This is a genomic window from Pseudonocardia kunmingensis (genome assembly GCF_006716445.1).
In the GTDB taxonomy this organism is placed as follows: domain Bacteria; phylum Actinomycetota; class Actinomycetes; order Mycobacteriales; family Pseudonocardiaceae; genus Pseudonocardia; species Pseudonocardia kunmingensis.
The window spans coordinates 230,659-245,538 of record NZ_VFPA01000007.1 but is presented as its reverse complement, the minus strand read 5'-3'; the positions used below and the strand labels follow the sequence as shown (position 1 = coordinate 245,538).

Here is a 14,880-nt window from a genome sequence, read left to right as displayed (position 1 = left end):
CCGCGTCCCTGTCCATCTGCGACCGCTGCCCCCCATCGGATAACCCGAAGCACGGCAATCATGTCAGCCGTTGGTGGTGCGCGGTACGCCGCTCGGGGTAGCGGTGCGTCCCTGCGGCCTCACCGCGAGGGCCCGGTGATGTGCGAGTGGCGTTACCTTCCCGTCACGGAGGGCCCCACCGTCGTAACTCCGGCTACCTACCGTCGGTCGCCGTGAGCAGACGGGTCGTGGTCGCGGGGCACGGGATGGTGGGTGCCCGGTTCGCCGAGGAGGTGCGGCGCCGGGACCCGGACGGCAGGCGCGTGCGCCTCACCGTCCTCGGGGCCGAGCCGCGTCCGGCGTACAACCGGGTGCTGCTGTCCACCGTGCTGGGCGGCGGGCTGACGGCGCAGGCCACGGCGCTGCACCCGCCGGGCTGGGCCGCGCGCCACCGCGTGGACCTGCGGACCGGCGTCGCGGTCACCGCGATCGACCGGGCCGCGCGGGTGGTGCGCTGCTCGGACGGCACGACCGAGCGCTACGACGAGCTGGTGCTGGCCACCGGCAGCCGGGCGTGGCTGCCGCCGCTCGAGGGCCTCGCCGACGAGCGGGTCGTCACCTTCCGCGATCTCGACGACTGCGAGCGCATCCTCGCCCTGGCCCGTCCCGGCGCCCGGTTCGCGGTGCTCGGCGGCGGGTTGCTCGGCTGCGAGGCCGCGCGCGGGCTGGCCGGTCGCGGCGTGCGCGTCACGGTCGTGCACCCCGCCTCGCACCTCATGGAGCGCCAGCTCGACGCCGGCGCGGGGGAGGTGCTCGCCGCGACGCTGGCCCGGCTGGGCATCGACGTCCGGCTCGGGTTCTCCGCGGTCGCCTGGGAGCCGGACTTCGGGCTGCGCGGCGCCGACGGCGAGCTCGTGGCCGCCGACGCGCTGGTCGTCTCCGCAGGTGTGCGGGCCGAGGCCGGCCTGGCCGCGGACACGGGCATCGCGGTCGACCGCGGCGTGCTGGTGGACGACCGACTCGCCACCTCCGACGACCGGGTGCACGCGATCGGCGACTGCGCCCAGCACCCCGGCACCCCCGCCGGCCTCGTGCAGCCGGGCTGGGAGCAGGCCGCGGTACTGGCCGACCTGCTGACCGGCACCGACCCGGCCGCCCGCTACGGCGGCACCCGCGCGGTCACCCGGCTCAAGGCGCGCGACGTCGACCTCGCCACCGTCGGCGACCCGGCCGTGTTCGGCGTGGACGGCGTGGACGGCGCGGACGGCGCCGAGGTGCTGCGCTTCGCCGACCCGCACGGCGGCCGCTACGCCACCCTCGCGCTGCACGGCGACCGGGTCGTCGGCGGCGCGATGATCGGGCTGCCCGAGGCCGCCGCCTCGATGATCCAGTACTACGACACCGGCCAGCCCGCGCCGAGCGACCGGCTCGGCCTGCTGTTCGGCCGCGCGCTGCCCGGGGCCCCGGAGACCGCCGACCCGGGCCGGCTGCCCGCCGCGGCCGTCGTGTGCCGCTGCAACTCCGTCACGAAGGGCGCGCTCGTCGCGGCGTGGCGCGACGGGCACACCGACGTCCCGGCGCTCGCCCGGGCCACCCGCGCCACCACCGGCTGCGGGAGCTGCGGCGACGCGGTGCGCGGCATCTGCACATGGCTCGCCGAGAGCGACCCCCCGACGCAGACAGCGCTGACCCCCGTCCCGGAGGAGGGAGCCGCATGACCCGGCATCTCGTCGTCGTCGGCAACGGAATGGTCGGGCACCGCCTCGTGCAGGCGGTGCGCGACCGCGATACCGAGGGGACCTGGCGGGTCACCGTCCTCGGCGAGGAGACCCGCCCCGCGTACGACCGGGTGGCGCTGTCGTCCTACGTCGACGGGAAGTCGGCCGAGGAGCTGACGCTGCCGGTGACCGCGGACCCGCTCGTCCAGCTGCACCTCGGTGACCCGGCCGTCGCGCTGGACCGCGACGCCCGCGTCGTGCGCACCGCGTCCGGCCGCGAGCTGCACTACGACGCGCTCGTGCTCGCCACCGGGTCGGTGCCGTTCGTGCCGCCGGTGCCGGGGCGCGACCTGCCCGGCTGCTTCGTCTACCGCACGCTCGACGACCTCGACGCGATCATGGCGGCCGCCGAGCGGGCGGTCGCCGCGCCGGGTCCGGGTCGCCGGTCGGCGGTGGTCGTCGGCGGTGGCCTGCTCGGGCTGGAGGCCGCGCGGGCGCTGCGGCTGCTCGGGCTGTCGCCGCAGGTCGTGGAGATCGCGCCGCGGCTCATGCCGGTGCAGGTGGACGAGGGCGGCGGTGCCGTGCTGCGCCGGCTCGTGGAGTCCGAGGACCTGCAGGTGCGCTGCGGGGTGTCGGTCAACGGGATCTCCGAGGACCGTGGTCGGCTCATCGCGGCGCTGTCCGACGGCGTCGAGCTGGACGCCGACGTCGTGGTCTTCTCCGCAGGCATCCGCCCCGCCGACGGCCTGGCCCGCGCGGCCGGGCTGCCGGTCGGCGAGCGCGGCGGCGTGCTGGTCAACACCGCCTGCCGGACGCCGGACCCGCACGTGTGGGCGGTCGGCGAGGTGGCCGCGCTGGAGGGCCGCACGTACGGGCTGGTCGCCCCCGGGTACGCGATGGCCGAGGTCGTCGCCGACCGGCTCCTCGGCGGCGCCGCGACGATGACGCCCGCCGAGCTGGACATGTCGACGCAGCTGAAGATGCTCGGCGTCGACGTCGCGAGCTTCGGCGACGCGATGGCCGCGACGCCCGGGGCGCTCGAGGTCGTCGTCAACGACCCCGTCGCGGGCACGTACGCCAAGCTCGTGGTCAGCGACGACGCGCAGACGCTGCTGGGCGGCGTGCTCGTCGGCGACGCGTCGAGGTACGCGACGCTGCGCCCGCTCGTCGGCTCGCCGCTGCCTGCCGACCCGGTCGCGATGATCGCCCCGGGCGGGGTCGAGCTCGGGGCGGACGCCCTGCCCGACTCGGCGCAGATCTGCTCGTGCAACGCCGTCACGAAGGGCGACCTGCGCGCGGCGATCTGCGGCGGCGCGCACGACGTCGCGGCGCTCAAGGCCTGCACGCGGGCCGGCACGAGCTGCGGGTCGTGCGTCCCGATGCTCAAGACGCTGCTTGCGCAGGAGGGCGTCGAGGTCTCGAAGGCGCTGTGCGAGCACTTCGCGGTGTCCCGCGCCGAGCTGTTCGAGATCGTCGCGGGCACCGGGATCCGGACGTTCTCCGAGCTCGTCGCGCAGTACGGCACCGGCCGCGGGTGCGACATCTGCAAGCCGGCCGTGGCGTCGATCCTCGCCTCGCTCGGCGCGGGTCACGTCCTGTCCCGCGAGCAGGCGGCGCTGCAGGACACCAACGACCACTTCCTGGCCAACCTGCAGCGCAACGGCACGTACTCGGTCGTGCCGCGCATCCCCGGCGGGGAGATCACGCCGGACGGCCTCATCGTCATCGGCGAGGTGGCCCGCGACTTCGGGCTCTACACCAAGATCACCGGCGGGCAGCGGATCGACCTGTTCGGCGCCCGCGTCGAGCAGCTCCCGGCGATCTGGCGCCGGCTCGTCGACGCCGGGTTCGAGTCCGGGCACGCCTACGGCAAGGCGTTGCGCACGGTGAAGTCGTGCGTCGGGACGACCTGGTGCCGCTACGGGCAGCAGGACTCGGTTGGCCTCGCCGTCGCCCTGGAGCTGCGCTACCGCGGCCTGCGGGCGCCACACAAGATCAAGTCGGGCGTCTCGGGATGTGCCCGCGAGTGCGCGGAGGCCCGGTCCAAGGACTTCGGGGTGATCGCCACGGAGACCGGCTGGAACCTCTACGTCGGCGGCAACGGGGGCTTCACCCCGCGGCACGCCGAACTGCTCGCGTCCGACGTCGACACCGACACCCTGATCGCGCTGATCGACCGGTTCCTCGTGTTCTACATCCGCACCGCCGACCGGCTGCAGCGCACCGCCGCCTGGATCGAGGCCATGGACGGCGGGCTCGACCACCTGCGCGAGGTGATCGTCGACGACTCCCTGGGCATCTGCGCCGACCTGGAGGCCGCCATGGAGTCGCACGTGGAGGGGTACGCCGACGAGTGGCGCGGTGTGCTCGACGACCCCGAGAAGCTGGAGCGGTTCGTGTCCTTCGTCAACGCGCCCGAGGCCCCAGACCCGACGATCACCTTCGTCAGCGAGCGGGGCCAGCCGGTACCGGTCGCGCTCGGCCTGCCGGGGGTACGGGCATGACTGCAGAGATGATCGGCACTGAACTGATCGGCCTCCGTTGGGAGACCGTGTGCCTGCTCGACCGGCTGCTGCCCGAGCGCGGCGCCGCGGCCCTGCTCGCGGCCGGCGGCGAGCCCGTCCAGGTGGCGCTGTTCCGGATGCCCGACGGCACCGTGGCCGCCATCGGCAACGTCGACCCGTTCTCCGGGGCGGCGGTGCTCTCCCGCGGGATCGTCGGCGACCGCAGTGGGGTGCCCACCGTCGCGTCGCCGGTCTACAAGCAGGTGTTCAGCCTGGTCACCGGCGAATGCCTGGACGACCCGGCGGTCCGGGTGCCGGTCTACCCGGTGCGCGTCGCCGACGGGTGGCTGCAGGTGGGACTACCGTGACGGCTGCCGTGACCACCCCACCCGCCTCCGCCGCCGTGGTGCCGCCCCTGGCCGGGTTCACCGTCGGCATCACGGCCGCGCGCCGGGCCGGCGAGCTGGCCACGATGCTCGAGCGCCGCGGGGCCGTCGTGCAGCAGGGGCCCGCGCTGCGGATCGTGCCGGTCGCCGACGACACCGAGCTCGCCGACGCCACCCGCGCGCTCGTCGCCCGCCCGCCGGACGTCACCGTGGCCACCACGGGCCACGGGTTCCGCGGCTGGGTCGAGGCCGCCGACGGCTGGGGGATCGGGGAGGACCTGCTCGCGGCGCTCGGCGCCGGGAAGCTGCTCGCACGCGGCCCGAAGGCGCGCGGTGCGATCCGGGCGTCGGGGCTGGTGGACGCGTGGTCACCGGAGTCGGAGTCCTCGGCCGAGGTGCTGGACCACCTGCTGGAGATGGGCGTGGACGGCCTGCGGATCGCGGTGCAGCTGCACGGCGAACCGCTGCCGGACGTCGTGGACGCGCTGCGGATGGCAGGCGCCGAGGTGGTCGAGGTGCCGGTGTACCGCTGGCTGCCGCCCGCCGACCTCGGTCCGCTGGACCGGCTGGTCGACGCCACCCTCGGGGGCGGCATCGACGTCCTCACGTTCACCAGCGCGCCCGCGGCGGCGAGCCTGCTCGCGCGCTGCGCCCAGCGCGGGATGCGGGAGCTGCTGCTGGAGGCGTTGCGCGGGCCGGTGCTCGCGCTCTGCGTCGGGCCGGTCACGGCGGCGCCGCTGGAGGACGTGGGCGTGCCGACCCTGCAGCCGCAGCGTTCCCGGCTGGGAGCGATGGTGCGGCAGCTGGAGGCCGAGCTGCCGGCACGCGCGCGCCGGCTGCCGGTCGCCGGCCGGGTGCTCGAGCTGCGCGGGCACGCCGTGCTCGTCGACGGGGAGCTGCGCACCGTGCCGCCCGCGGGGATGGCACTGCTGCGGGCGCTCGCCCGGCGGCCCGGGCGGGTCGTCCCGCGCGCCGACCTGCTGGGCGCCCTGCCCGGCGGCAGCGGCGACGAGCACGCCGTCGAGACCGCGATGGCCCGGCTGCGGGGCGCGCTCGGACGCTCCGAGCTCGTGCAGACGGTCGTCAAGCGGGGCTACCGGCTGGCGCTGGACCCCGAGCCGGTGAGCGGGAAATGCGTGTGAGGCCAGTTCCGGGGACAGCGGTGAGCCTGCTGCTCGTCGCCCACGGCACGCGGGACCCCGAGGGCGCTGTCGTCACCGAGCGGGTCGCGGAGCGCGCCTCGCGGCTGCTCGGCGTGCCGGTGCGGGCCTGCTACGCCGACGTCCGCGGGCCCACCCCCGCTGACGCCCTCGCCGAGCTGCCCGGCCCGGTCGTCGCGGTGCCCGCGTTCCTCGCCGCCGGCTACCACGTGCGCACCGACGTCCCCGAGCAGCTGCGGGCCACGCGCCGCCGCGACGTCGTGCTCGCCGCCGCGTTCGGGCCCGATCCCGCGCTCGTCGCGGCCGCCGCGCAACGGCTGGCGCAGGCCGGTGCCGGTCCGGACGACGCCGTGGTGCTCGCCGTCGCCGCCTCCAGCGATCCGCACGCCCGCGCCGACGGTGCCCGCGCCGCCCGCCGCCTCGGCAGGCTGCTGGGCCGCCCGGTCACACCGGCGCCGATCGTGCTCGGCGGCCACCCGGGCGTCGCCGACGTCGTCGCCCGGTTGCGGGCGGAGGGGGCGCGGCGGGTGGCCGTGGCGTCCTGGCTGCTCGCGCCGGGGCTGTTCCAGCGCCACCTGGAGCGCTGCGGCGCCGACGCCGTGGGCGCCCCGCTCGCCGACCACCCCGCGGTGGTCGAGCTGGTGGGCGCCCGGTACGCGGACGCCCGCGCCGCGCACGCCCGCTCGGCGTGACCCTGTCCGGACGAACGGCACTCTCGTCGGTCCCTAGCCGACGAAAGTGCCGTTCGTCATGCGGATCCCGATTCCCTGCGCAGCTGCTTCGGCAGCCGGCCGTCCACCAGCAGGACGCCCTCGGCCCGCAGCCGGGCGCTCTGCTCGGCGGCGATGTGCGGGGCGCAGCTGCCGTCGGCGCGCAGGACGCGGTGCCAGGGCAGGTCGTGCCCGTCCTCGGCGAGGATCCGGCCGACGAGCCGGGGCGACCGCAGCCCGGTCCGATCGGCGATCTCGCCGTAGCTCGAGGTCTCCCCGGGCGGGATCGCCCGCACCGCCGCCCGCACCCGCTCCACGGTCTCCTCGTCCACCCCGCCAGCCTGCCAGGACGGCCCCGGGTCCGACGGACGCGGGCGCGCCGGTGCCGGGGTTGTCGGGGCGGCGTGGTTGCATCGGCCGGTGCTCCGCTCCGACGTCCGTCCCGATCGCGCCGCGCTGGCGCCCGGGCTCGTGCGCAGGCCGCGCACCGCGCCGGGCGAGCCGGAGTGGGATCCGGCCGCGCGGCGCGTGCTGGAGCACCGGCAGGGGCCGCTGCGGGTGGTGGGCGGGCCCGGCACGGGCAAGACCAGCGTGCTGCTGGCCGCCGTGGCCCGGCGGCTGCGCGCGGGGGACGACCCGGAGCGCACGCTCGTGCTCGTGGGCAGCAGGCGGGCGGCCGGGGAGCTGCGCGAGCGGCTGGTCGACATGACCCACCGGCCGGGCGACGCCCGCACCACGCGCGAGCCGCTCGTGCGCACCGTGCACTCCTACGCCTTCGGGGTGCTGCGGCTGCACGCCGCGCGCCACGGCGACCCGCCACCGCGCCTGCTCGCGAGCGCGGAGCAGGACGCGGTGGTGCGCGACCTGCTCGTCGGCGAGCTCTGCGGGCCCGAGCACGGCGGCGTGCCCGACTCCGGGTGGCCGAACCGCCTGCGCCCGGCGCTCGGGCTGCCCGGCTTCGCGGCCGAGCTGCGCGAGCTGCTGCTGCGGGCCGCGGAGCGCGGCCTGGGGCCCGAGGAGCTCGCCGAGCTGGGGCAGCGCCACGACGTGCCGGAGTGGCGGGCGGCGGGCCGTTTCTTCCGCAGCTACGAACAGGTCATCCTGCTGCGGGGCGCGGCCGGCCGGGGCGCGCCGCAGGCCACCGCCCCCGCGCTCGACGCCGCCGAGCTCGTGGCCGCCGCGCTGGACGCGCTCGCCTCCGACCGGGACCTGCTCGACGCCGAGCGCGCGCGGGTCCGCCACCTCGTCGTCGACGACGCGCAGGACCTCGACCCGCAGCAGATGGAGCTGGTCCGGGCGCTCGGCGCCACGGCGCAGAGCGTGCTGCTCGCCGGCGATCCCGACCAGGCCGTGCTGAACTTCCGCGGTGCCGATCCCGAGGGCCTGCGCGCCGTCGAGGCCGAGACGGTCGTGCTCCCGGTCGACCACCGCAGCGCGCCCGCGGTCCGCGCCGCGGTCACCCGGCTCGCGGCCCGCCTGCCCGGCACCGGCCCGGGGCGGCGGCGCGCCGCACCCGGCGACGCCGACCCGGCTCCCGACGATCCCGCTCCCGACGGGCCGGAGCCCGCCGATCCGAGCCCCGCAGCCGTAGATCACGAGGACGAGGGAGCCTCCGACGTCGGCACCGTCGACGAGGGCTGCGGCAGCGCGGGTCCCGCCGCGGCGGACGCCGGCTCGGTCCAGGTGAAGGTGTTCGGGTCGGCCGCGCAGGAGGCCGGGTGGGTGGCCGACCAGCTCCGCCGCGCCCACCTCACGGACGGAGTCCCGTGGTCGCGGATGGCGGTGCTGGCGCGGTCCACCCGCCGCTCGCTGCCCACGCTGCGCCGCGCGCTCCTGGCGGCGGGGGTGCCGATCGCCGCACCGACCGACGAGCTGCCGCTGGCCCGCCAGCCGGCCGTCGTCCCGCTCCTGATGGTGCTGCGCTGCGCCGCCCGGCCCGACCAGCTGGACGCCGACGCCGCGAACGCCCTGCTGACCTCCCCACTGGGTTCCGCCGACCCGATGCGGCTGCGGCGGCTGCGGCGGGGGTTGCTCCGGTTGCACGCCGCCACCCGGGCCGCTCCGGACGACGAGGCGGAGGCCGAGCGGTCGGGCAGCGACCCCCTGCTCGTGCAGGCGCTGCGCGCCGCGGCGCTCGGCCGCCCCGACCCGTTGGTGGCGTTGCCCCCGCACGAGACCGCGCCGCTGCGCCGGGTGGGCACGCTGCTCGCGATCGCGGGCGACGCGATCCGCGACGGCGAGAGCGCCGAGGAGGTGCTCTGGCGCGTCTGGCAGGCGTGCGGGCTCGGCCCGCGGTTGCGGGACGCCAGCGGGAGGGGCGGGCCGGTGGGCGCGGCCGCCGACCGCGACCTCGACGCCGTGCTCGCGCTCTTCGACGCGGCCGCGCGGCACGCCGACCGGCTGCCCGGGGCGGCGGTGGCGAGCTTCACCGAGTACCTCGCCGACCAGCAGCTGCCGGGCGAGTCGCTGGCCCCGCGCGCACCGCAGGGCGAGGCCGTGGCCCTGCTGACGGCGCACGCCGCGCGTGGGCGCGAGTGGGACGTCGTGGCCGTGCCGGGCGTGCAGGAGGGCAGCTGGCCCGATCTCCGCCTGCGCGGCAGCCTCCTGGGCAACGAGCGCCTCGTCGACCTGGTCGCGGGGGTCGCCGAGCCGGTGGGGGCCACCGTGTCGCGGGTGGCACCGCTGCTGGCCGAGGAGCGGCGGTTGTTCTACGTGGCGTGCTCGCGGGCGCGGCACGCGTTGCTGGTCAGCGCGGTGCAGGGGGAGGACGAGCAACCGTCGCGCTTCCTCGACGAGCTCGACCCGGTCCCGGCCACGAGCGCCGACCGGCCCGTCTACCGGCCGGGTCGCTCCCTGGTGCTCGCCGAGCTCGTCGGAGAGCTGCGCCGGGCCGTCTGCGCACCGGCGGCCCCGGAGGACCCGGCGCGCGAGGAGCGCAGGCACCGGGCCGCGGTCCAGCTGGCCCGGCTGGCGGAGGCGGGCGTGCCGGGAGCCCACCCCGACGACTGGTACGGCCTGGCGCCGCTGTCCACCGACGCCCCGCTGCGCGAGCCCGGCGAGGTGGTGCCGGTCTCGCCGTCGGACGTGGAGAAGATCGTGCGCTGCCCGCTGCGCTGGGTGCTGGAGCGCCACGGTGGTGGTGAGGTGGGCGCGCTGGCGGCCGTCACCGGGTCGCTGGTGCACGCGCTGGTGCAGGCCGACGCGGCGGGCGCGGACCCGTCCGAGCTGGAGCACGCGTTGCGGTCGGCGTGGTCCCGGCTGGATGCGGGCGCGCCCTGGTTCGGCCGCCGGGAGCTGGAGCGGGTGCGCGGCATGCTGGCCGCGTTCGACGGTTGGGTGCGCTCCAGCCGGGCCGAGGGGCTGCGGCTGGTGGCCGTCGAGCAGCAGGTGCAGCTCGACATCTCCGGAGACGGGCCGGGCCTCGATGTCGTCGGCGACGAGCCGGCTCCCCGCCCGGGCGAGGAGCCCGCAGGGGACACGGGGTCGAGCGGGCCGTGGCTGCGGCTGCGGCTGCGGGGCCGCGTCGACCGCCTCGAGGTCGACGCCGCGGGGCGGCCGGTCGTCGTCGACGTCAAGACCGGCAAGACGGCGGTGAGCGCCAGGGCCGCCGCCGAGCACCCCCAGCTCGCTGTCTACCAGCTCGCGGCGGCCCTCGGCGCGTTCGGGAGCCTGCTGGAGCCGGGGGTCGAGCCGGGGGGTGCGCGGCTGGTGTACCTCGCCGACCGGAAGTCGGGTGGGCAGGCCAAGGAGCCGGTGCAGCCCCCGCTGGGCGAGGAGGAGCTGGCGGGGTGGCGGGCAGTGCTGCTGCAGTGCGCCGAGGAGACGTCGGAGGCGCAGTTCGTCGCCCGGGTCGGCCCGGACTGCGACCGCTGCCCCGTCCGGACGAGCTGCCCGCTGAGCGAGTCGGGCCGACCGGTGCCCGACGCGTAGGCCCGGCGGGGCAGCCTCCTGCGCGGATCGGCGTCACCCTGGGTACGGGTCCATCACCGTTTCGGACGAGCGCGCCCCTCCGGCGAGCGTTCTGTCCGCTCCTGGGCTCCCGGTACGGTCACGGTGCACACCGGCGCTCCCCGCGCTCCCCACCGGTGTGCGGTACGAGGAGGCAGAATGTCCCGGTTCCCGGGCCGGCTGCGGTCGGTGATGGTCTGTGCTGCGCTGCTGCTGGCGGCGGGCTGCGCCGGAGCACCCGGTACCGCACCGGACGGTGGGCAGGACCTGTTCCAGGCGCTGCCGGCGCCGGCACCGCCACCCACGGAGGTGCCGAAGACCGCCGCGCCCAGCGAGGGCTCCACGAACGGTGCCTCCAGCGTGAGCAGCTCGGGGGTGGACTGGAAGCCGGTCGCCACCGACGACTTCGACAGGTCCTCGCTCGGGAGGTCGTGGGACGCGTACAACAGCGTGGGCGGCTTCGGCAACGGCTACCGCCGCCCCTCGGCGATCTCCGTCGAGGACGGCTTGTTGCGGATCACCGCACGCGGCGAGGTGTCCGGCGGCATGCGGCACGAGCGCGACCAGCTGTACGGCCGGTGGGAGTTCCGGGCCCGGACGGAGAAGGGGCGGGGCCGCGGTGCGGCGATCCTGCTCTGGCCCGAGACCGAGAACAAGGACGACGGCGAGCTGGACATGATGGAGGTGCCACACGAGAACCGGACGGAGGCCCACTTCGTCATCCACTTCTCGTCCGAGAACAAGCAGGCGGGCACGAAGGTCACCGGCGACTTCAGCCAGTGGCACACCTTCGCGATGGACTGGTTGCCCGACCGGATCGTCTGGTACGTCGACGGGGTCAAGCAGTTCGAGACCACGGACCGCAACGTGATCCCGAAGGTCCCGATGCACATGACGATCCAGCTCGACGTGGGTCCCTACCGGGAGTGGATCCCGGCTCCGGACGAGACCACGCCCGAGGAGGTCAGCCTGGAGTTCGACTGGGTGAAGATCTACTCCGCGCCGCGGGAGGCACGGCGCTGACCTCCGTCCTGCGCGCGCTGCGGTAGAACTGCGCCGTGGACCTGACGCCGAGCGCACTCGCCACCGCGCTCGGCCTGCCGCCCCCCACCCCGGAGCAGGCGGCCGTGATCGCCGCGCCGCCGCAGCCCGCGCTGGTCGTCGCAGGCGCGGGTGCGGGCAAGACCGAGACGATGGCCGCGCGGGTCGTCTGGCTCGTCGCCACCGGCCAGGTGCTGCCCGAGCAGGTGCTGGGCCTGACGTTCACGCGCAAGGCGGCCCAGCAGCTCGGCTCGCGGGTCCGGGCGCGGCTGCGCCGCCTCGCAGGCACGCGCCTGCTCGACGAGCTGGACCCGAGCGGCCGCAGGCGCGCGGAGGTCCTCGCGGGCGAGCCGACGGTGGCCACGTACCACGCCTACGCCGGGCGGCTCGTGGCCGAGCACGCGTTGCGGTTGCCGGCCGAGCCGGCCGCGCGGCTGCTGGGGCAGACGGCGGCCTGGCAGCTCGCGCACCGCGTCGTCACGACGTGGGCGGACGACCTCGACGTCGACCTCGTGCCGGCCACGGTCACCGAGCGGTTGCTCGCGCTGGCCGGGGAGCTGGGGGAGCACCTCGTCCACCCGGACGCGGTGCGCCGCCACGCCGAGGCGCTCGTGGCCGTCCTGGCCGCCGCGCCGCCGGGGAAGCGCCAGCGCGCCGAACCGTCGCAGACCTACAAGCGGTGGATGGCCGCCCAGCGCCAGCGCGCGGCGCTGCTGCCGCTGGTCGAGGCGTTCGCCGCCCGCAAGCGCGCGGAGCGGGCCGTCGACTTCGGGGACCAGCTGACGATCGCCGCACGGGTGGCCGCCGAGCACCCGGAGGTCGCCGAGGCCGAGCGCGCCACCTACCGCGCGGTGCTCCTCGACGAGTACCAGGACACCGGTCACGCGCAGCGGGTGCTGCTGCGTGCGCTGTTCGGCACCCCGCCGGGGGAGCCGGTGCGCGAGGGCGGCCCGGCCGTCACCGCGGTGGGCGACCCCAGCCAGTCGATCTACGGCTGGCGCGGGGCGAGCGCAGGCAACCTCGCGCGCTTCCGCACCGACTTCCCCGGCCCCGGGGGCCCGCCCGCCACCGAGTACGGGCTGCTCACCAGCTTCCGCAACCCGCCGGAGGTGCTGGCGCTGGCCAACGCCGCGTCGGCCCCGCTGCGCAGCGCGCCGGGAGCGGTGGGCGTCGGAGAGCTGCGGGCCGGGCCGGGTACCGGCGCGGGGACGGTGCGCGTGGCGCTGCTGCCCGACATCGCGGCCGAGATCGACTGGATGGCCGACGGGATCGCGCAGCGGTGGGCGCAGGCGCCGGACGAGCCGCCGACCTCGGCGGTGCTGGTGCGCCGCCGGGCGGACATGGACGCCGTCGCGACCGCACTGCGGGCCCGCGGCCTCCCGGTGGAGGTCGTGGGCCTCGGCGGGCTGCTGGACACCCCCGAGGTCCGCGACCTCGTCAGCGCGCTGCGGCTGGTGGCCGACCCGCTCGCCGGCCCCGCCGCCGTCCGGCTGCTCACCGGGGCGCGGTGGCGCCTCGGCGTCGCCGACCTGGCCGCGCTGTGGCAGCGCGCCCGCGAGATCGTGCCGGCACTGCTGCCCCGGTCGGGCCCGCTCTCCCCCGCGGAGCTGGCGCACGGGGCACTGCCCGGCGAGCAGGCGGAGCAGGCGGGCCTGGTCGACGCGCTGGACGACCCGGGCGAGCCGGAGCGCTACTCCGAGCGGGGCTTCGCGCGGATCACGCGGTTGGCGCGGGAGCTGGGGTGGTTGCGGTCGCGGGCGTCGGCGCCGCTCCACGACCTCGTGGCCGACGCCGAGCGGATGCTGCTCCTGGACGCCGAGAGCGCGGCGCGGCCCGGGCCCGTCGGGCGGGCGCACCTGGACGCGTTCGCCGACGTCGTGGCCGACTTCGCGGCGGGCGCGGAGGTGGCGACGCTGCCCGCGCTGCTGGACTTCCTGGAGACCGCCGAGCGCGCCGAGGACGGGCTGACCCCCGGCGAGGTCGAGGTCGCCCCCGATCGCGTGCAGGTCCTGACGGTGCACGCGGCGAAGGGCCTGGAGTGGGAGGTCGTGGCGGTCCCGCACCTGGTGAACCAGGTCTTCCCGGGTCGCAAGATCAGCGGGACCTGGTTGACCAACCCCGCGGAGCTCCCCGTGGCCCTGCGGGGCGACGCCGACGACCTGCCCGTGCTCGACCTGCCCCCCGAGGGGGACCGCAAGCAACTGGAGGACGCGCTCAAGGAGCACTCCGAGGCGCTCGACGAGCGGCGGCTCGCCGAGGAGCGGCGCCTGTTCTACGTGGCGCTCACCCGGGCGGAGCGCGTGCTGCTGGCGTCCGGTCACCGCTGGGCCGCCGCCGGGGAACGACCGAAGGAGCCCTCGGAGTTCCTGGTCGAGATCGCCGCCGTGCACGGCGCCGAGCAGTGGGCGCCGGAGCCCGACGCCGACGCCGTCAACCCGGCGACGGTCGCGCAGCCGACCGCGACGTGGCCGGCCGACCCGCTCGGCGAGCGCTCGCCGCACGTGCACGCGGGGGCGGAGCTGGTCCGCACCGCCCTGCACGAGCTGGCCGAGCGGCGCGCGGCGCGGGCCGAGGCGGCCGAGCCGGGGGACCAGCTGGAGCTGCTGGCCCAGGAGCCGCCGGAGGACCCCGAGCAGGACGACCCCGAGGGCTGGGCGGGCGACGTCGACGTGCTGCTCGCCGAGCGGGCGGCGGCGCGGGCACGGCCGGCCGTGGCGCTCCCGGCGCAGCTGTCGGTGGTCCAGCTCGTGGAGCTCGCCGCCGATCCGGCCGGGCTCGCGACCCGGCTGCGCCGGCCCATGCCACTGCCGCCCGACCCGCACGCGCGGCGCGGCACGGCCTTCCACGCATGGCTGGAGCAGCGGTTCGGCGCGGCCCAGCTGCTCGACCTCGACGAGCTGCCCGGCGCCGCCGACGAGGGGGCGGCGCCCGACGACGCGCTCGAGGAGCTGCAGGAGGCCTTCCTCGCGAGCGAGTGGGCCGACCGGCGGCCCGTCGAGGTGGAGGTGCCGTTCGAGACGGTCGTCGCCGGGGTGGGCGTGCGCGGGCGGATGGACGCGGTGTTCGCCGACCCGGACGGTGGCTGGACCGTGGTGGACTGGAAGACCGGCGCGCTGCCCGAGGCCGCACGGGTGCCCGCCCTCGCCGTCCAGCTGGCGGCCTACCGGCTCGCCTGGGCCGCGCTCGAGGGGTGCGAGCCCGAGCGGGTGCGGGCGGCGTTCCACTACGTCCGCCGGGGCGTGACGCTCCGCCCGGCCGACCTGCTCGACGCGGACGGTCTGCGTGACCTGCTCGCATCGGTGCCGCAGGCGCACTGAGAGCTGGAGCGATACAGAAAGCCTCTTCCTTGCATGTCGAAAACCTCTAGTGCAGACTTGAGATATCCGAGGCGAGGGCCACAGGCTCGAGGCTCGGAGCGCATCGCGACCGTTGTC

General features: G+C 76.8%; 9 protein-coding genes. 8 read left to right on the top strand and 1 reads right to left on the bottom strand.

Annotated features, from left to right (window positions below; all coding sequences use genetic code 11):
* The first annotated feature begins 212 nt into the window (after nucleotides 1-212).
* From FB558_RS40115 to FB558_RS40095, 5 genes are read left to right on the top strand one after another with little or no spacing between them, the layout of a single operon-like run.
* Nucleotides 213-1,697, top strand: coding sequence for an FAD-dependent oxidoreductase (locus FB558_RS40115; RefSeq protein ID WP_142064030.1), 1,485 nt, complete (start codon nucleotides 213-215; stop codon nucleotides 1,695-1,697).
* Nucleotides 1,694-4,201 (top strand): nitrite reductase large subunit NirB, encoded by a 2,508-nt coding sequence (nirB, locus tag FB558_RS40110; protein WP_142064027.1) that lies wholly within the window; start codon nucleotides 1,694-1,696, stop codon nucleotides 4,199-4,201. The genes FB558_RS40115 and nirB overlap by 4 nt, the downstream gene beginning before the upstream one ends.
* The gene (gene nirD, locus FB558_RS40105; RefSeq protein ID WP_211367185.1) at nucleotides 4,198-4,569 is read left to right on the top strand and encodes a nitrite reductase small subunit NirD; all 372 of its coding nucleotides are present in this window, start codon (nucleotides 4,198-4,200) and stop codon (nucleotides 4,567-4,569) included. Before nirB ends, nirD begins: the two co-directional genes overlap by 4 nt.
* 8 nt (nucleotides 4,570-4,577) lie before the next feature.
* The gene (locus FB558_RS40100) at nucleotides 4,578-5,729 is read left to right on the top strand and encodes a uroporphyrinogen-III synthase (RefSeq protein WP_246107109.1); all 1,152 of its coding nucleotides are present in this window, start codon (nucleotides 4,578-4,580) and stop codon (nucleotides 5,727-5,729) included.
* A gap of 20 nt (nucleotides 5,730-5,749) precedes the next feature.
* Nucleotides 5,750-6,439 (top strand): sirohydrochlorin chelatase, encoded by a 690-nt coding sequence (locus tag FB558_RS40095; RefSeq protein WP_246107108.1) that lies wholly within the window; start codon nucleotides 5,750-5,752, stop codon nucleotides 6,437-6,439.
* Nucleotides 6,440-6,495: 56 nt separating this feature from the next.
* Here the strand turns inward: FB558_RS40095 and FB558_RS40090 are convergent, their stop codons facing one another.
* A complete protein-coding gene (locus tag FB558_RS40090) occupies nucleotides 6,496-6,789 on the bottom strand; it encodes an MGMT family protein (RefSeq protein WP_142064018.1) in 294 nt (97 codons plus the stop codon).
* 88 nt (nucleotides 6,790-6,877) lie between these two features.
* Here FB558_RS40090 and FB558_RS40085 point away from each other — a divergent pair, with 88 nt between their 5' ends.
* From FB558_RS40085 to FB558_RS40075, 3 genes are all read left to right on the top strand, one after another.
* Nucleotides 6,878-10,387, top strand: coding sequence for an ATP-dependent helicase (locus tag FB558_RS40085; RefSeq protein ID WP_425468163.1), 3,510 nt, complete (start codon nucleotides 6,878-6,880; stop codon nucleotides 10,385-10,387).
* A gap of 177 nt (nucleotides 10,388-10,564) precedes the next feature.
* On the top strand, nucleotides 10,565-11,428 hold the full coding sequence (locus FB558_RS40080; protein ID WP_142064015.1) for a glycoside hydrolase family 16 protein: 864 nt from the start codon (nucleotides 10,565-10,567) through the stop codon (nucleotides 11,426-11,428).
* A gap of 35 nt (nucleotides 11,429-11,463) precedes the next feature.
* Nucleotides 11,464-14,763 carry an ATP-dependent helicase gene (locus tag FB558_RS40075; RefSeq protein WP_142064012.1) on the top strand — a complete coding sequence of 1,100 codons (3,300 nt, stop codon included), beginning with the start codon at nucleotides 11,464-11,466 and terminating at the stop codon, nucleotides 14,761-14,763.
* The last annotated feature ends 117 nt before the right edge of the window (nucleotides 14,764-14,880 follow it).